At 70.8% G+C, this 16,198-nt stretch carries 14 protein-coding genes and 1 pseudogene; 6 read left to right on the top strand and 9 right to left on the bottom strand.

The annotated features are described in order from the left end of the window. Positions 1-47: 47 nt before the first annotated feature. The 4 genes from AC0IY1_RS05870 to AC0IY1_RS05855 form a co-directional block, all read right to left on the bottom strand. Entirely contained in the window at positions 48-3,542 is a 3,495-nt protein-coding gene (locus AC0IY1_RS05870) for a PAS domain-containing protein (protein ID WP_471768384.1), read from the bottom strand. 155 nt (positions 3,543-3,697) lie between these two features. Continuing rightward, the gene (gene lpxK, locus AC0IY1_RS05865; protein WP_471768381.1) at positions 3,698-4,702 is read right to left on the bottom strand and encodes a tetraacyldisaccharide 4'-kinase; all 1,005 of its coding nucleotides are present in this window, start codon (positions 4,700-4,702) and stop codon (positions 3,698-3,700) included. A gap of 10 nt (positions 4,703-4,712) precedes the next feature. Next, positions 4,713-6,029 carry a 3-deoxy-D-manno-octulosonic acid transferase gene (locus AC0IY1_RS05860; protein ID WP_245436017.1) on the bottom strand — a complete coding sequence of 439 codons (1,317 nt, stop codon included), beginning with the start codon at positions 6,027-6,029 and terminating at the stop codon, positions 4,713-4,715. After that, positions 6,026-6,802, bottom strand: a complete 777-nt coding sequence (locus AC0IY1_RS05855) for a lysophospholipid acyltransferase family protein (RefSeq protein ID WP_055952618.1) — start codon at positions 6,800-6,802, stop codon at positions 6,026-6,028. Before AC0IY1_RS05855 ends, AC0IY1_RS05860 begins: the two co-directional genes overlap by 4 nt. 312 nt (positions 6,803-7,114) lie before the next feature. Here AC0IY1_RS05855 and AC0IY1_RS05850 point away from each other — a divergent pair. Both AC0IY1_RS05850 and AC0IY1_RS05845 read left to right on the top strand, forming a co-directional pair. Further along, positions 7,115-7,630: pseudogene (locus AC0IY1_RS05850) on the top strand (VIT1/CCC1 transporter family protein); the annotation flags it as partial. A 100-nt stretch (positions 7,631-7,730) separates the two neighbouring features. Continuing rightward, the gene (locus AC0IY1_RS05845) at positions 7,731-8,630 is read left to right on the top strand and encodes a metallophosphoesterase family protein (RefSeq protein ID WP_471768673.1); all 900 of its coding nucleotides are present in this window, start codon (positions 7,731-7,733) and stop codon (positions 8,628-8,630) included. Between the two features lie 37 nt (positions 8,631-8,667). Here AC0IY1_RS05845 and AC0IY1_RS05840 read toward each other — a convergent pair whose 3' ends face one another. The 5 genes from AC0IY1_RS05840 to AC0IY1_RS05820 all read right to left on the bottom strand — a co-directional run bounded on the left by AC0IY1_RS05840 (position 8,668) and on the right by AC0IY1_RS05820 (position 12,509). Then, positions 8,668-8,820 (bottom strand): hypothetical protein, encoded by a 153-nt coding sequence (locus AC0IY1_RS05840; RefSeq protein ID WP_181017274.1) that lies wholly within the window; start codon positions 8,818-8,820, stop codon positions 8,668-8,670. A 340-nt stretch (positions 8,821-9,160) separates the two neighbouring features. Continuing rightward, the gene (locus tag AC0IY1_RS05835; protein WP_103709108.1) at positions 9,161-9,736 is read right to left on the bottom strand and encodes a hypothetical protein; all 576 of its coding nucleotides are present in this window, start codon (positions 9,734-9,736) and stop codon (positions 9,161-9,163) included. A gap of 148 nt (positions 9,737-9,884) precedes the next feature. Beyond that, positions 9,885-10,277, bottom strand: coding sequence for a hypothetical protein (locus AC0IY1_RS05830; protein WP_471768377.1), 393 nt, complete (start codon positions 10,275-10,277; stop codon positions 9,885-9,887). A gap of 144 nt (positions 10,278-10,421) precedes the next feature. Continuing rightward, the gene (locus tag AC0IY1_RS05825) at positions 10,422-11,723 is read right to left on the bottom strand and encodes a chromosome partitioning protein ParA (protein WP_471768671.1); all 1,302 of its coding nucleotides are present in this window, start codon (positions 11,721-11,723) and stop codon (positions 10,422-10,424) included. 507 nt (positions 11,724-12,230) lie between these two features. Beyond that, positions 12,231-12,509, bottom strand: a complete 279-nt coding sequence (locus tag AC0IY1_RS05820) for a hypothetical protein (protein ID WP_471768375.1) — start codon at positions 12,507-12,509, stop codon at positions 12,231-12,233. 362 nt (positions 12,510-12,871) lie between these two features. On the opposite strand from AC0IY1_RS05820, the gene AC0IY1_RS05815 reads away from it, so the two are divergent. The 4 genes from AC0IY1_RS05815 to AC0IY1_RS05800 all read left to right on the top strand — a co-directional run bounded on the left by AC0IY1_RS05815 (position 12,872) and on the right by AC0IY1_RS05800 (position 16,190). Further along, positions 12,872-13,705, top strand: a complete 834-nt coding sequence (locus tag AC0IY1_RS05815) for a Crp/Fnr family transcriptional regulator (RefSeq protein ID WP_471768373.1) — start codon at positions 12,872-12,874, stop codon at positions 13,703-13,705. A 249-nt stretch (positions 13,706-13,954) separates the two neighbouring features. After that, positions 13,955-15,268: a tyrosine-type recombinase/integrase gene (locus AC0IY1_RS05810; RefSeq protein WP_471768371.1), complete on the top strand. Its 1,314-nt coding sequence runs from the start codon at positions 13,955-13,957 to the stop codon at positions 15,266-15,268. Continuing rightward, on the top strand, positions 15,265-15,738 hold the full coding sequence (locus AC0IY1_RS05805) for a hypothetical protein (protein WP_471768369.1): 474 nt from the start codon (positions 15,265-15,267) through the stop codon (positions 15,736-15,738). Before AC0IY1_RS05810 ends, AC0IY1_RS05805 begins: the two co-directional genes overlap by 4 nt. A gap of 95 nt (positions 15,739-15,833) precedes the next feature. Next, on the top strand, positions 15,834-16,190 hold the full coding sequence (locus AC0IY1_RS05800) for a hypothetical protein (protein WP_471768368.1): 357 nt from the start codon (positions 15,834-15,836) through the stop codon (positions 16,188-16,190). Positions 16,191-16,198 lie beyond the last annotated feature (8 nt).

Below are 16,198 nucleotides of genomic sequence, written 5' to 3'. Positions count from 1 at the left end.
CGATGAGGTCGGCGCTCTCAAGGACGCCGCGCGCAACCCCTGACTCGTCAGTGCGCCGTCATGAGCTGGGCGAGGCTCGCGGCCAGCTCGTCCTTGCGGAACGGCTTGGTCAGGCGGGCCAGGTCCGGGTCCACGCCTCCGCGCTCGGCGTAGCCGGAGACCAGCAGCACGGGCATGCCGGGCTTCAGGGTCCGGACTTGGCGGGCGAGGTCAGTTCCGGTGAGGCCCGGCATCATGTGGTCGGTCACGAGGAGATCGAAAGGGCCGCCCGCGTGGAGCAGGCGCAGCGCCGCTTCGGCGGAGTCGGCTTCCACCACCGCGTAGCCGAGATCGCTCAGCATATCCCCCGTGCTCATCCGCACGAGCTCCTCGTCATCGACCAGGAGCGCCGTGCCGCGCGTCGCCGGCATGGCGGACGTCCCGGACGCCGGCCGGGCGGGCTGCGGCTCCTCCGTGCTTTGGGGAAGCCAAAGCTCGACCTGGGTGCCGAGCCCGGGCCGGCTCTGGATCGCGAGGGCGCCGCCCAGCTGAGACGCGAGGCCGTGCACCATCGACAGGCCCAGACCCGTGCCCTTGCCGACGCCCTTGGTCGAGAAGAACGGCTCGACGGCGCGGGCGATCGTCGCCTCGTCCATGCCGGAGCCCGTGTCGGCCACCGACAGGCAGAGATAGCGGCCGGGTCGCAGCTGGGTCCGATGCCCCGCCGCGACGTCTTCCCGCCGGGTCGAGATGCGCAGCGTGCCGCCCCCGTCCTCCATCGCGTCCCGCGCATTCACCGCGAGGTTCAGCAGCGCCATCTCAAGCTGGTTCGGGTCGGCCTTCGCCAGCGGCAGACCCTCCGGGGACTCGACCACGACCTTGATCTGCGGCCCCGTGGTGCTCGCGACCAGCTCGCCCATGCCGGCGACCAGCTTCGCGAGATCGACGGGCACCGGCTGCAACGGCTGGCGCCGCGCGAAGGCCAGCAGGCGCTGGACGAGGGTCTTCGCCCGCTCGGCCGATTGCATCGCCCCGGCGATGAGGCGCTGCTCGCGCGGGCCGCCGAGTTGCCTGCGCTGCAGCAGGTCGAGCGAACCGACGATCGGCGTCAGCAGATTGTTGAAGTCGTGCGCGACGCCGCCGGTCAGCTGGCCCATCGCCTCCATCTTCTGCGACTGGCGCAGGGCGTCCTGGGCCTCGGCGAGCTGCGCCTCGCGACGCAGGCGGTCCGTCACGTCGGTGACGAACTGGTAGACGCCGACCTGCCGACCGCTCTCGTCGCGGAGCGGGCGGAAGTTCACCTCGTAACAGGGCCGCGCCCGGCTCGGCTCGCCGTAGCCCTCGACGAAGGTCACGGGCTCGCCGCGCATGCCCAGCGCCCACCCGGTACGCACCTGCTCCTGGTGCTCGGGCTGGCCGTCGAGCAGCCGGAGCATGTTGTCGCCGGCCTTCGGACGCACCCCGTAGAGGCGCGCGAACTCGTCGGCATTGGCGGCGTTCACGGCCAGGATGGTGTAGTCGAGATCCACCGCCATGATCATGATGTCGGTCATCTCGACGAGCTTGGCGAGCATGTTGCGCTCGGCCAGCGCCTCGTCGACCCGCCGCTCGAGGGTGTCGTTCAGCTCGCGCAGCCGGTCCTCGGCCCGGGCCCGCTCGATGGCGGCCTTCACGCGCTCGCCGACCTCCCGGAACAGGCCTTCCTCGGACGCGCTCCAGCGCCGGGGCCGGGCGCTCTGCAGGGCCAGCAGGCTGACCCAGCGCTCGTTCTCGTACAGCACGACGTCGAGGTAGGCGCCGACCTGCCGGGCCAGCAGCCCCGCGCGGGCGCCGTCACTGAAGCGCAGGTCCGTGCGGACGTCGTCGACCTTGACGATGGGGCGATCGTGGTAGGCGCGCAGCAGGTCGGGGCCGAACGCCCCCAGGTCGTGCTCGCCCACCAGGGACGCGACCCCCCGCGTGTAGTCGCGCTCGACCCGCATCAGGCTGCCGAAGAACTCGGCGTAGAACACCCGGCTCAGGCCGAAGCGTTCGCCGAGACGCTCGGCCGCCGTGGAGGCGATCTCCGCCGGTGTGCGGAGCAGGCGGATCGCGTCCGAGAGCGAGAGCAGGAAGGCCTGCCGGGCCTCGCTCTCGCGCAGCTTGGCCTGCGCCGTCGTCCGCTCGATCGCGTCGGCCGCCTGGCGGGCGAGCACGTCGAACAGCTTCAGGTCGCGCTCCGGCGGCACGTGCGGCCGCTTCCAGTGCGTCGAGATCATGCCGATGGGCTTGCCCGTGCGGGACAGCAGGGGCGTCGTCTGGATCGCCCGCATCCCCGACCAGCGGTACGACTGGAGGTCGCCGCTCTCGTGCGCCAGGCCGCTGAGCTCCACGTCGGGCACGATCACGCGTTCGCCCGTGGTCATGGCGATGCCGCAGGTGCTCTCGGACGCGGCGTCGACCGTCTGCCAGTACGCGGCCGAGCGCGGATCGTATCCGTGATGCGCCAGGAGCTTGAGGTCGCCCGCGGCGTCCAGCATCTGGATGCTCGCGCATTCGGAGCCCATCAGGTCGGCGGCGGCGGTCAGGATCGCGTCGTAGACCGCCTGGGGCGCCTCGTCGCTGACCAGCCGCGTGCTGACCTCCTGCAACCGCCCGAGCGCCGCCACCTCCGCGGCCAGGGCCGCCTCGGCCTCGTGCTCCGACGTCCGGTCGCGAAACATCTTGAGATAGCTGCCGCCGTCGGCGTCGAGGCGCATCATGAGCCCCGAGGCCCAGAACCGGCTGCCGTCCCGGCGCATGTGCCAGCGTTCGTTGAGCGCGCGCCCGTCGCGCTCGGCCCGGCTCAACTCGTCGGCGGCCCGGCCCGCGGCCCGGTCCTCGGGCGTGAACAGGATGTCGCCCGGCTGCCCGACCGCATCGCGCTCGGTGAACCCCGTGAGACGCTCCGCGCCGGTGTTCCACGTCGTGATGATCCCGCGATCGTCGAGGCGCACGATCGCGTAGTCCTCGGCGCCCTCGACGATCTGCCGGTAGCGGATCTCGCTGTCCCGCAGCGCCTGCTCGGCCCGGCGCTGGTCCGCCGCCGCCGCCTTGTTGCCCGTCACCTCGGAGAGCGGATGGAACACGCCCGCCACCGCACCGGCCTCGTCGCGCAGGGGCTGGAAGCTGCCGGTGAAGTAACGCTGCTCGGTGAGGCCCGAGGGCGTCCGCAGCAGCACCGCGTGCTCGTCGATTTGCACCGTCTCGCCGGCGAAGACCCGGTCGAGGAGAGGACCCAGGAAACCGTCGTAGGCCTCGCTCCAGTTCCGCGCCGCCGGTCGGCCCAGCGCGGCCGGGTGCCGACCCGCCGCGATCGGAATATACGCGTCGTTGTAGAGTTGTATGCGGTCGCGCCCCCAGAGGATCGACACCGGGCTCGGCGCGGTGAGCATGATGCCGATCGCGGTCTTCAGGGGCGTCGGCCACCCCGCGATCGGACCGAGCGCGGTCCCGGACCAATCCCGCGCGCCGATCAGCAGACCGGTCTCGCCGCCGTCGGCGAGGAAAGCAGGCTGGGTCTTGTCGACCGGTACAAAGGCCACGAACGGTCCTTTCCGCGGGCGACTCCCGAGCAGATGGCGAAGAATGCCTTCGACAATTACCGAAGGCGGACCGTCACGTCACGAGCGAACCTCTTGCGGCCAGCGTGATCGATGGTTTCGTCGGGGGACATGACCTGGGCGCAATGGTCGCCGCATCAGGACGGACGGTCCGCGCCCCGGAACGCGGTGGCGCCGACCAACCTCCGCAGCTGCGCCAGCAGCGGAGCTTCATCGGCGAATGCCAGGGTGACGGGCAGGACCGCGACGCGGGCGGCGAAGGGGGGTGAGAGGCGGACGTGGTCCTTCTCGGTGGTGACGAGCTCGGCGCCGAGGCGGGCTGCCTCGGCCGCCAGGGTGGCCTCGTCCGCGGCGCCGTAGGGGTGGTGGTCCGGAAAGGCGCGGCGCGCGACGATCGTGGCCCCGGCCTCTTCGAGGCTCGCGAAGAATTTTTGGGGGCGCCCGATGCCCGCGAAGGCGAGGACGCGGCGGCCCGTCAGGTCGGCGCCCGGCACCAGGCGGGCGCGGTGGACCGGGAGGCTGCGCGCCCGCGCCGCTTCGGCCACGGCCTCGCCCCGGGGCCCGGCTCCGATCAGCACGAGGCCGTGGACGTGCGGCCATTGCCGGGCGAGGGGCACCCGCAGGGGACCGGCCGGGAAGGGCAGCCCGTTGCCGAGGCCGGCGCCGGCATCGACCACGGCCAGCGACAACGTCTTGGCGAGGCTCGGATTCTGCAGGCCGTCATCCATGATGATGACGTCGGCGCCCTCGCGGACGCAGAAAGCGGCGCCGGCCGGGCGGTCGCGGGCGAGGATCGTCGGCGCGACCCGCGCCAGCAGACGGGGCTCGTCGCCGGTCTCGGCGGCCGACTGGCGGGACGGATCGACCCGCTCCGGTCCGGTGAGGCGTCCGCCATAGCCCCGGGTGAGGAAGGCCGGGTTAGCCCCGAGGGTGCGCAGGCGGGCGGCGAGGGCCAGGGCGGTGGGGGTCTTGCCGGCCCCCCCCAGGGTGAAGTTGCCGACGCAGAGCACGGGGCAGGGGGCCGGGGCGCCGGGCCGGTCCATGCGCGCGGCGGTGTGCCGGCCGTAGAGGGTGCCGACGGGGCCGAGCAGCCGGGCGGCGGGATGGCCGGGATCCGCGTCCCAGAAGGCCGGGGGGCGCATCAGCCGTCCCTCACGAGGCCGCCATCGCCTTGAGGGTCATCTGGGCGATGAAGGGATCGAGCACCGACAGGGTGCGGGCGACGGCGCCCTCGAAGGGCTGGAGGGCGGCGGCACCGGCCCGGCTCATCGCGTCGATGCGGGGGCGGTCGGCCAGGAGGGCGTCCAGGGCCGCCGCCAGGGCGTCGGCATCGGTCACCGGCAAGGCTCCGCCGGCGGCGTCCAGGGCGCGATAGACCTGGGTGAAGTTGTGGACGTGCGGCCCGTGCAGCACGGCGGACCGCAGGCGCGTCGGCTCGATCGGGTTCTGGCCGCCATGGGGCACCAGGGAACCGCCGAGATAGACGATGCGGCCGAGGCGGTAGAACAGGCCGAGCTCGCCGAGGGTGTCGGCGACGTAGAGGTCGACGCCGCCATGGGGCCGGCCACCCTGCGAGCGCCGGGCGCTGGTCAGGCCCTCGGCCCCGGCGCAGGCGGCGACGTCGCCGCCGCGATGGGGATGCCGCGGCACGATGATGGTGAGCAGGCGCGGCCAGCGCGCCTTGAGGCGGGCATGGGCCCGGGCCGCCATGGCATCCTCGCCCGGATGGGTGCTGGCCGCGACCCAGACCGGCCGGTCGCCGACGAGGTCGCGCAGATGGGCGAGCTGCTGGCCATCCGCGGGCGGCACCTCGGAATCGTATTTCAGGTTCCCGGAAACGCTGACCCGGGGGGCGCCGAGGCGGCGGAAGCGGTCGGCATCCTCGTCGGTCTGGGCGAGGCAGATCGCGATGCGGGCGAGGAGCGCCTCGGCGGAGCGGGGGGTGCGGGCCCAGCCCCGGAACGAGCGCTCGGACATCCGTCCGTTGACGACAAGGAGGGGGATGCCGTGCCGGTGCAGGCCGACGACCGTGTTCGGCCAGATCTCGGATTCGGCGACCAGGGCGAGGTCGGGGCGCCAATGGGCGAGGAAGCGGTCGACCCAGCGCGGGGCGTCGAGGGGCATGTACTGGTGCACGGCACCGGCCGGCAGCCGCCGCCCGATCAGGTCGGCGGCGCTGCGGGTGCCCGTCGTCACCAGCACCGAGAAGCCCCGGGCGATCATGCCGTCGACGAGGCCGACGAGGGACAGCGCTTCGCCGACGCTGGCCCCGTGCATCCAGACCAGGCGGCCCGTCGGCCGGGCTCGGCCCGGCAGCCCGCGCCGCTCGGCCAGGCGTCCGGGATCCTCCTTGCCCCGGCGGGAGCGCCAGGCCAGCAGGCCGGCCAGGGCCGGCTCGCCGAGATAGAGCCCGGTGCGATAGGCCCGCAGGATCGCCGTGAGGGGCGGGGCCTTCGCCATCGCCTTCATGCCGGTTCCCCGACCCGGCCGCTCGCCCCGACGCGGTCGGGATGGCGGACGCGGTCGTGGGGTCCGACCCGGTCGGGCCGTCCCACCAGGGTGTAGGCGCGGTCGTGCACGCGGTTCATCTCGGCCTCGAGCTGGCGGCGCAGGGCCTCGAGGGCGTCCGGCTCGATGTCCCGCGGCACGAAGATGGGCTCGCCGAACACCATCGCGCCCCGGCCGAAGGGCATGCCGAGGCAGGCCCGGTCCCAGCTGTTGAAGCGCCAGTGCCGGCTCGTCACCACCGCCACGGGGATGATCGGCCGGCCGGAGAAGCGCGCCAGGGTGAGGATGCCGGCATCGGCCCGGCGCGAGACCTTCGGCACGTCGGCGCTGAAGGCCACGGACTCGCCATCCTTCAGGGCCCGCAGCATGGCGCGCAGGCCCTCGGCCCCGCCCTTCGCCTTGGCGTCCCGCAGGGCGCGACCCCGGGCGCCGGAGGCCCGGATCACCCGCACGCCCATGCGGGTCAGCGCGATGGTGTTGATGTTGCCGTCGGGCGAGCGCGAGATGATCGTAGCGATCCGGTCGTGCGGCCGGCGCATGAACGAGATCATCGTGTGCTGGCCGTGCCACATGCCGGCGATGAAGGGGCTGAGCCCGTCGAGCCAGGCATCCGGCGCGGCCGGCTCCACCGTGAAACGGTTGGTGCGCCGCACGAGGCGGAGGTAGCCGCCCGCGAGGATGCCGAGGGCCTGCTGGACCGCGGGCGCGCGGCCGATGCGTTTGACGAGGCTCATCACTTCGCTTTCGCGTCGCGGCGCCGATGGGCCGGCGATGCCTTCGAGGAGGGGATGTCCACGGAGCCGTCCCGCACGCCGCGCCGGGAAGCGCGCCGGACGGGCAGCCGGCTGTCTAGCTCCGATCGCGCGGCCGGCGCAACGGCGCATTGGCGGCCGAATCCCCCATTTCGGGCCCGGAAACGCGCGCAATCGCCTTGTTTGGATCTATTCCAAGTTATAGATTGGAATCGATCCAAACAAGGAAGTAGCCCGAGACGAGCCGGTCAGGATAGGACGCGCACGATGATGATTTCCCCCGCCCAGGACGCCCCGGACGTGACGGCCGCACGCGACGCGGCCGAGGCTCACCGTGCCTTCGTCCTGCGCTACGTCCAGCCGGGCCTCGCCGGGCTGATCGACGGCTCGGTCTCCACCCTGGCGCCGATCTTCGCCGCTGCATTCGCCACCCACAGCAACGGCGCCACCTTCCTGGTGGGGCTCGCCGCCTCCATCGGCGCCGGGATCAGCATGGGTTTCACCGAGGCGCTCTCGGATGACGGGCAGATCACCGGGCGCGGGACGCCCTGGATGCGCGGCCTCGTCTGCGGGGTCATGACCACGGTGGGCGGCCTCGGCCATACGCTGCCCTACGCGATCCCCGCCACCTGGCCGAACGCCTTCGGCGTCGCGACCGCTCTGGCGATCCTGGTCGTGGTGGTGGAATTGCTGGCGATCGCGGCGATCCGCACCCACTACATGGCGACGCCGTTCTGGCGCGCGGCGATGCAGGTCGTGCTCGGTGGCGCCCTGGTGCTGCTCGCCGGAATCGCCATCGGCAGCGCGTGAGGGGCGACGGGCGGATTCGCGGCCCGAGGCTTGACCCCCGGCCCCGGTTGGGGCGATGCGGGGCGCGAAATCCCGATCATCGACCGCGCATTGGGGGATGATGTTCCGCCTCGCCCACCTGACCGACCCCCATGTGGGGCCGCTGACACGCCCGCGCCTGCGCCAGCTCCTGAGCAAACGCGCCACCGGCTACGTGAACTGGCAGCGCGGCCGCAAGGACGCCCACGACATGGAGGTGCTGGCCGCCCTGGTGGCCGACCTTCAGGCGCAGGGGCACGACCACATCGCCTGCACCGGCGACCTCTGCAACATCGGCCTGCCGAGCGAGTGGTCGACCGCGAAGGTGTTCCTGGAAGCCCTCGGAACACCCGAGGCCGTCAGCTTCGTGCCGGGCAACCACGACGCCTACGTGCGCGGCTCCCTCGAGGGCCTGCTCCTGGCCTGCGGCGCCTGGACCGCGGGGGACGACGGCACGCACGGGCATTTCCCATACCTGCGCCGGCGCGGGCCTGTGGCCCTGATCGGCCTGTCCTCGGCGGTGCCCACGAAGCCGCTGATGGCCAGCGGCCGCCTCGGGCCGCAGCAGATCGCCGCCACGGAGGCCCTGCTGCGGACGCTGGGGGCCGAACCCGAGCCGCCCTTCCGCGTGGTGATGATCCACCACCCGTCGCATCCCGGCGGCACGTCGTCCGGGCGTGAACTGAAGGATGCGGGGGCGTTCACCGCCATGGTGGCCCATGCGGGGGCGGAGTTGATCCTGCACGGACACAATCACGTCCGCAGCGTCGCGTTCGTGCCCGGGCCCGGGGGGAGATCGATCCCGGTGGTGGGGGCCGCCTCGGCATCGGCCCGGGGCGATGCCCGGCATCACCGCGCCAGCTACCACCTCTATACGATCACGCGCCAGGCGACGGGCTATGCCGTCGCGGGCATCGAGCGGGGCCTGACGGAGACCGGAATCATCGCGGATCTCGGCGCCCTGGCCCTGGCCCGGTCCTGAGGCGACGTCGCACGGACGCCGCCCCGGGGTGTCGGGGTCAGGCGTCCTCGAGCACCTTCGCCTGGGCGGCGATGCTGGCCTGGTAGCGCTCCGCCTGCAGGCGGGTCAGGCCGCTGACGAGCACGGACTCGCCGCGGTACACCGTATAGGTGCCGTCATGCGTCGGCTTCACGCGAATCACGTTGGACATGGCTGTCACCCCGTCAAAAAAGGTTAGACGCGATATTATTTTGGCGGAGAGGAAACATTAACGGTCGGTTCAGACTACGCAAGTCCTCGCCTGCCCGGGAACTGATAAATCGATCCCGCAACGCAGCGAACATCTTGGTATTTCCGTCCGGCCCGCGAAAACCCTGAACCTTCTCAACGAATGGCTACGCTTGCGCTGCAGCATGATCGCCGGGGGAGGGCGGGACCGGCAAAGCCTGTTCGGTCGGCGGGCCGGTCCGTCGCCCCCGCCCGGACCCCGCGGGGGCCACCTCGCCGCCGGGGCTGATTCTCCGGATCCGCGCCCCGGGGGCGCCCGTCCGTCAGGCGTCGCGCGCCGGCCGGCCCGGAGCGCCGCCGAGATTGGCCTGCAGGTAGTCGCTGATCTTGCGCAGGTAGGCTTCCAGGTCCTGGACCTCGCCCTCGGCGGAGCGCGCCCGCTGCCGCGCATCGAGGGCGGCCTGATCCGCTTCGCGCCGTGCCATCTCGGCCTCGCGGACGCGCAGCTGGGCCTCGCGCATCCGGATCTCCAGCTCCATGGCCTGACGCCGCCAAGCGGATGCCTCCGCCCGGGCGCGATCCAGCTCGGCCTGCTGCTCGACCCGCTCCCGGTGGGTGAGGCGGATCAGGTCCCGGGCCTGGGCCGAGATCGTATCCACCCGCTCGTGCAGGGCCTGGATCGTCTCCATGCTGTGCTCGACCAGGCGCAGGGTCGTGGCGCCGAGCTCCGAGGTGGGCGTGGTCGACGGCACGGGCACCAGGGCGAGCGCCTGGCTGCCGCTCCGCTCGGGGCTCTCCGTCTCGCGCAGGTCGGAGACCTCGACCCCGTGACGGACGGGCAGCCGGGCGAGCGCGAGATCGATCACGGGCGACAGGATGGAGGAGGCGGCAGCGGACATCTGTGCAGCAGACCTGGGGGCGGGGACCCGGACGGGAAAACGGTCTTGGCGAGGGTCTTGGTGACGGTCTCGGTGGCGGTCGTGGCGCAGGGTCCCGGGCGGACGGCGGGACCCCGCAGGGTGGGTCCGCCGCCGACGCCCCGGCCCCTCACGGCGTCGCGACCTTGGCCGGATTCGCCTCGTCCGCCGGCGCGCGGCGGGTGAAGCCCTCGACCACGGCGTCGTGCAGGCGGGCCAGCCACTCCTCGGCCTCGTCCGCCCGGCGCTCCGCGAGGTCGGCGCGGGACTGGGCGGCGGCGACCTGCGCCTCGAGGGCGGTGGCCCGCTCCAGGGCCCGTGCCACCGTGCGCTCCAGCTCCTGCTCCAGCTCGGCGGCCCGCTCCTCGCTGATGCGGATCGCGGCCGTCGCCTCGTGGATGAGGTCGAGGGAGGCGGACCAGTCCCGCTTCGGACCGGCATTGGCCGGGGCCGGCAGCGCCTCGTCCGACGGGCCCTGCTCTGGCGCGGCCGACCCGCGATGGGGGCTGGGCAAGCTGCGCATCAGCCAGGCTCCGGCAGAAGAGGTTTCTCGGTCGCGAAGCGCGGTCTCGGACATCTGGGCATCCCTGCGCGGGGTCTCCGCCGCGCCGTCTCTTAAAGGGGTGGAGGGGTCGGGTCGGCGAGGCTGGATCGGTCGGGTCGGGCGCTACTTCTCGGGCGGGGGCGTGAAGGGACGGACGTTGCTGGGCTCCGGCGCGGGCGCGGCCGGCTCGTTCCGCGCCACCTCGTCCCCGGCGAAGCTGCGGGCCGAGCGGCGCAGGGCCTCGTGCTGCTTCTGCAGGGCGACGCGGCTCTCGCGGGCGATGTCGAGGGCGCCCTGGGCCAGCTTGCGCTCGGAGCGCTCGTGCTGGAGCTCCTCGATCAGGCGGTGGTTCACGGTCTCGAAATCCGCGCGCTCCACTTCCTGGCGGTGGACGAGGTGGTCGATGCGGTCGGACAGGCTGGAGACCCGGCCGAGGGCCTGCTCCAGGGCCGCATCCTTGGCCGCCATCGCCTTGGTCAGCATCTCGCAGCGGTGCTCGAATTCCGAGCGCGCCCGCTGCATCTCGAGGAAGCGCTCGTTCTGGCGGGCGAGATCGACCTGGGCGCTCTCCAGCCGACGCTCCAGGGTGACGCGCTCGATGGAGGCTTCCTTGAGACCGCGCTCGGCCGAGCGGCCGGCCTCGTCGCGTTCGCGCAGCTGGGTGCGCAGCTGGGACAGCATCTGCTCGGTGTTGGCGAGGCGGCTCGTGGCGGCCTCGACCCGCATGGCGAGGCTCGCGCGCTCGGTGCGATGGTTGGCGACCTCGGCCTCGTACTGGGCCTCCGCCTTCTGGGCGGCGGCGACCTCGGCGGCCAGCTGCTGCTCGACGTTGTGCAGGGCGACGCGGTTGGACTCGGCCTGACCCTCGAACTCCTCGGCCCGGGCGGTCAGCTCGGCGAGCTGGGCCGCCTGGGCCTCGCTCAGGTTCTGGAGCCGGAGGTTGTCCCGGTCCAGGGCGTGCCGGCTCTCGCGCAGGTCCTGCAGCTCGCTGTCGGAGCGGGCCAGGGCCTGGTCCAGGGCCTTGGCCTCGACCCGCAGCGCCTTGCTCTCGCCCTGCAGGGCACGGCTCTGCTCGGTCTCGGCGAACAGGCGCCGCTCCAGGTTCTCGGCCTGCAGGGTCTTGTCGCGCAGGGCGATCCGCACCTCCTCAGCCGCCGCGTCGCGGGCCTGGAGGCTGGTCTCGAGGTGGTGCAGCTGGATCTTGGCGGCGGCGACGTCGTTGGTCGCCGCGGCGAGGCGCCCGGTGGCGTCGGCGAGATCGCGCCGGAGGGTGGCGCCGGTGCTCTGCTCCATCGCCAGCAGGGTCTCGAGCTCCGCCGTCCGGACCTTGGCCCGCGGAAGCTCCTCGGTGATCGCCACGATCGGCACGAGCAGGGCGGAGAAATCCGCCTGGAGCGACTTCAGGTCGTCGAGCCGCTCGGACATTTCGGCCACGCGGAACCGCAGGCTCTCGTTGTGCTGCCCAAGAGAATCCAGCGAAAGGTCTTCACTGTCCAGTGAAGGCTCCGTCGTCTCGGCCTCATCAGCAATTCGGATAAAAGGCACGTCCTGTATTGGAGCGCGCAACAACGCATCGGTCTGTTGGGAAGACGGTGCCTTGCTTTCACTTGCGGTCAATTTGCGGAGCGAAAGCCAGCTCATTTCTGCGATCCATCCTCGTGGCGGACAACCCACGACACGGATTTATCAAAGTTGCAATTTCCCTCCCCTGTCAATCACGCCAAACGGGTCCTGTTAGCAAAATGTTAACGTATGGCTTTTGTGGCGCAGGGCCGCGAGATCCGGCGCGTTGCTGGGCTCGGTCTAACAATCGTGAGGGTCCACTTGGGGGCCGGACGGACGATTGCTGGAATACGGCGCACAAGCGTGTCCGCAAGTCCTCGCGTAAGCGTGAACACTCCGCTGGGGATGGCGCCTGCCGCCCGCGCCGATTCACGCCGGTCCGGCGTCGCGCAGCCCCTCGGGATGCTCGAGCGGCGTCCCGTCGGCGGCGGGGCGGAAGTCGCCCCAGGCCTCCCGCGCCCCACGCCAGGCCAGGAGGTGGAGGAGCGGGAGCCGCACCTCGACCACGAGGTCGTCGTCCAGCAGGCCGGGGACGATCTCCGTGGTGGCGTCCGGAAATCGGGCGAGGACCGCCGCCTGAATCCGGCGCAGGCGCGGGAGCTGGTCCGCCGTGGGCTCGACGAGAATGTGCTTGATGACCCGGATCATGCCCGCTCATCGCATGGCGAGGGCGCGGCCGTCAGCCGGACAGCTTGTCCTATCGCGGCCAGCCCCCCTCCTGGAACGCCTGCCGGCGCCGGGATGGCACGCCGACCGGGCGCAGGGTCCCGCCGGCATGCGCGCCGCGCCCGGAACGACGTCCGATCGCGACGTCGCGGCACCGCCTCGGGACCTTGCTGTTCTAAGGCGTCTTCGCTGCACGGACTCGCATTCTCAACGCAGCATAATTTGTCCGATTGTCGACAATTCGTGTATCGATGATTGAATACGCCACATTCGATCGCTAACATTCATAGACATAAGAACTACTTAAGTTCGGTCATCCACCGGGTTTCACGAGTGAAGACTGCATGAACCGGACGGACAACGCGCCTGCACGCTTACCGAATCCCGTCACGCGAAAGCTCGAGAGCTTCGTCGAGTTGTCGGAGGCGGACCGGGCGAGGCTGGAACGGATCAGCGCGGAGCGGCGCAGCCTCGACCCGCACACCCCGCTGGTGCGCGAGGGCGACAAGCCGGACGGTCTCTGGCTGATCGTGGACGGGGTGGCGTGCCGCCAGAAGGCGCGGGTCAGCGGCCGGCGTCAGATCCTGGCGTTCCTGCTGCCCGGCGACCTCTGCGACCTGGATGCCTCCCTCCTGGAGCGGATGGACCACAGCATTGTCACCCTGTCGCCCTGCAAGGCGGTTCACCTCGCATCCGAAACCATCGCCGACCTCCTGGACACCGCCCCCGCGGTGGCCTGTGCCCTGCGGCTCAGCACGCTGGTCGACGAGGCGACCCTGCGCGAGTGGGTGGTGAATCTCGGATGCCAGCCCGGCGTGAAGCGGATCGCTCACCTGTTCTGCGAACTCTTCGTTCGTCAGGAGCGGGTGGGGCGGACGACCGGCAACAGCTGCGCGCTGCCGCTGACCCAAGGCGATCTCGCCGACGCCACCGGCCTCTCGAACGTCCACGTCAACCGGGTTCTGCAGGAGCTGCGCGGCGATGGGCTCATCGAGCTCCGGGACCGGCGCCTCACCATTCCCGATCTGGCGGCCCTGTCCGCCTTCGCCGAATTTGACCCGGGCTACCTTCGCGTAGAGTCGGACACGGACCAGCGCCCGATCCAGCGGATTCCGGCCCATCGGCTGAACGCCATGGCCGCCCATTGCCTCGGCGCCCAGGTCCTACGCCCGAATTGACGGACAACGGACCGCGCAGGATCTCGGCCGCGCCCGAACGCTCGGGCACCAGCGGATCTGTCGTGCGGGAAGAGGGAAGTGCTTGGCGCGCCCACGGGGAATCGAACCCCGGTCTGATCCGTGAGAGGGATACGGCAGGGTCTTTCTGAGAAATATGAGGTTGCTATACCGCTGCAATGCTAGCGTTATTTCGTCACCTGTCTTATAGTTCGTTTCGACCTCAGTGTGAGACGATCTGTGAGACGCGGCATGGCGCAGCCTTCGATAATCGACAGCCCCGCCAAGCGAGCGAAGCTGGCGCCCAGCAAGAACCCGTACTGGCAGGGTGTGTCCGGCGGGCGCGGGGGCGTTTATCTCGGTTATCGTCGATCTGCACGCGGTCCGGGCTCCTGGGTCGCGAAAGTTGTTGTGCACGGCAGGCGTGCAGAGGCGCGCCTGGGCCTCGCCGACGATGCCGGAGCGAGCGCCGAATCACTCAGCTTCCCCTCTGCCGTCACGGCGGCCCTGGCCTGGGCCAGGATACAGGCCGCGCAGATCGCGAACGGAGATCCGGAAGCGGAGGACGTCTCAGCGCCCACCGTTCGGTCGGCCGTCGAGGCGTACATCGCGGCCCGATCGAAGCGCCATTCGAAAGGCGACATCGGCACGGCCGGTCGTCTGCGAAAGCACGTGCTCGCCGATGAGCGATTCGCGGCCCTCGAGATTTCTAAGCTGACGGCCCGCGCGATCCAAGGTTGGCGGGAGCGGCTCACGACGGACTATGCGCAGACGAGCGTGAACCGGCTGCTCAACGATCTGCGGGCTGCCCTGAACGCCGCGATCGATGCGAACCGTCAGGCGATCCCGGCCACGGTCGCGGCCGAGGTCAAATCCGGGACGAAAGCACTTCCTGCCGATGCCAACGCCCGGAAGCAGGTTCTGCCGGACGCAGCGATTCGCAAGCTCATCGACGCCGCCTTCGAGATCGATTCGACCGGCGATTTCGGACGGCTGGTTCTGGTCATGGCCGCGACGGGGGCTCGGTTCTCCCAGATCGAGCGCCTAACAGTCTCCGACGTTCAATCCGCTCGATGCCGCATCATGGTTCCCCCGTCCCGGAAGGGTCGCGCCGCCAAGAAGCCGACGCCGATCGCGGTGCCGGTCGGCGCCGACGTCATCGGCCGGCTTCAACATGTGATCTCGAACCGCCGCGGGGATGAGCCTCTGCTGCTGCACTGGATCAGCAAGCAGGTCGGCCCCGTCGAATGGGAGCGCGTCGAGCGTCGGCCTTGGGGCTCATCGTTCGTGCCGGCCCGGCAATGGGCCAAGGCTCGCGCTTTGGCGGGGCTGCCGACCGACACCGTGATGTTGTGCCTCCGGCATAGCTCGATTGTCCGGGCGCTGAGCGTCAACGTCCCGGTGCGGCTGGTCGCGGCGCTGCACGACACCAGCGTGGGAATGATCGAACAGCACTACTCAGCGTACATCGTGGACGCGACGGAGGAGCTCGCGCGCCGGGCGGTAACGCCGTTGGCACCGATCGAGGCGACGCCGCTGCGTTCCGTTGCCGAGGTGGCAGCGTGAAGAAGCCGCCGCGAGCCCGATCGAAGCTCACTAAGGGCGGGCGGATCATGGGCCGGCCGTCAGGGGATGCGGTGGCCGGGACGACGAGGGTTGAACGGCCCGTCATAACGCACCGTCTCGTCGGTCTCGCGGCGATTCGCGCGGTATTCAGGGACGGCACCCTCGTGCCGGCGTACGGCCCGCCGCGCCCGATATACGAAGAACGCGAAAACGGGGCAGGGCGGTGGGGGCAGACGTCCAGCGATGACACGCTCTGGATCGTGCGGGCCATTGAGGGCCGTGGGCGCCGCGGCCATGCCGCAAAACTGGCCGAGCAACTTGCCGAGGACGCGGGCCGGCCTGTCGCGAATGTCGAAGCCGTCAAGCGCAAGCTCCTGACAACGCGCGCCGCGATCAAAGCCACGAAAGAACGCCTTGATAGCCCGCGGACTGTACCTCGCGGGATCTCGGACATTCCGTCAGAAACCTAAATACAGCAATATCTTAGGTCGGGGTCATTCTTCGTATCTCCCGGCCGTCTCGGTCTCATGGTTCTCTCCCGTCATCATCGACACGGGTGGCGAACATGCAGAGCAAAAAAATCAGCGGGGACCAGCACGGCGCGTCGCGAAAGCACGTCGCTGCAACTGTACCACCTACCACCAGGAAGCCCCCGAAGGCTTCTCTGCGGATGCCTTGGCAGGAGCGGCCGTATCAGCAGCTCGGGGCCGCTAGCGAGATCGCCCAGATTTCGGAAGCCGCTCTGTACAAGGCCGAAAAAGAGGGGGAGCTGACCTTCGTCCGGCTCGCCGGCCGGACCCTTGTCGAGACCGGCAGTCTGATCGCGTTCCTCAATCGCGCGCAGCCGTGGACGCCATCCGATCGGGGCGCTGCCGCTCGTGCTCGCCGCCTCGAGGTAGCGCGATCCGCGCTGCGGCCGTGAGCTCTCGA

Source organism: Methylobacterium sp. AC690 (assembly GCF_979256535.1).
The sequence above is the reverse complement of the archived record's forward strand: the minus strand, read 5'-3'. Positions and strand labels throughout refer to the sequence as shown.

Excerpts from the sequence above, each read along its gene's own strand:
- lpxK (WP_471768381.1), bottom strand. The coding sequence starts at position 4,702 with ATGCGCCCCCCGGCCTTCTGGGACGCGGATCCCGGCCATCCCGCCGCC.
- AC0IY1_RS05860 (WP_245436017.1), bottom strand. The coding sequence starts at position 6,029 with ATGAAGGCGATGGCGAAGGCCCCGCCCCTCACGGCGATCCTGCGGGCC.
- AC0IY1_RS05855 (WP_055952618.1), bottom strand. The coding sequence starts at position 6,802 with ATGAGCCTCGTCAAACGCATCGGCCGCGCGCCCGCGGTCCAGCAGGCC.
- AC0IY1_RS05845 (WP_471768673.1), top strand. The coding sequence starts at position 7,731 with ATGTTCCGCCTCGCCCACCTGACCGACCCCCATGTGGGGCCGCTGACA.
- AC0IY1_RS05840 (WP_181017274.1), bottom strand. The coding sequence starts at position 8,820 with ATGTCCAACGTGATTCGCGTGAAGCCGACGCATGACGGCACCTATACG.
- AC0IY1_RS05835 (WP_103709108.1), bottom strand. The coding sequence starts at position 9,736 with ATGTCCGCTGCCGCCTCCTCCATCCTGTCGCCCGTGATCGATCTCGCG.
- AC0IY1_RS05830 (WP_471768377.1), bottom strand. The coding sequence starts at position 10,277 with ATGCGCAGCTTGCCCAGCCCCCATCGCGGGTCGGCCGCGCCAGAGCAG.
- AC0IY1_RS05825 (WP_471768671.1), bottom strand. The coding sequence starts at position 11,723 with ATGTCCGAGCGGCTCGACGACCTGAAGTCGCTCCAGGCGGATTTCTCC.
- AC0IY1_RS05820 (WP_471768375.1), bottom strand. The coding sequence starts at position 12,509 with ATGATCCGGGTCATCAAGCACATTCTCGTCGAGCCCACGGCGGACCAG.
- AC0IY1_RS05815 (WP_471768373.1), top strand. The coding sequence starts at position 12,872 with ATGAACCGGACGGACAACGCGCCTGCACGCTTACCGAATCCCGTCACG.
- AC0IY1_RS05810 (WP_471768371.1), top strand. The coding sequence starts at position 13,955 with ATGGCGCAGCCTTCGATAATCGACAGCCCCGCCAAGCGAGCGAAGCTG.
- AC0IY1_RS05800 (WP_471768368.1), top strand. The coding sequence starts at position 15,834 with ATGCAGAGCAAAAAAATCAGCGGGGACCAGCACGGCGCGTCGCGAAAG.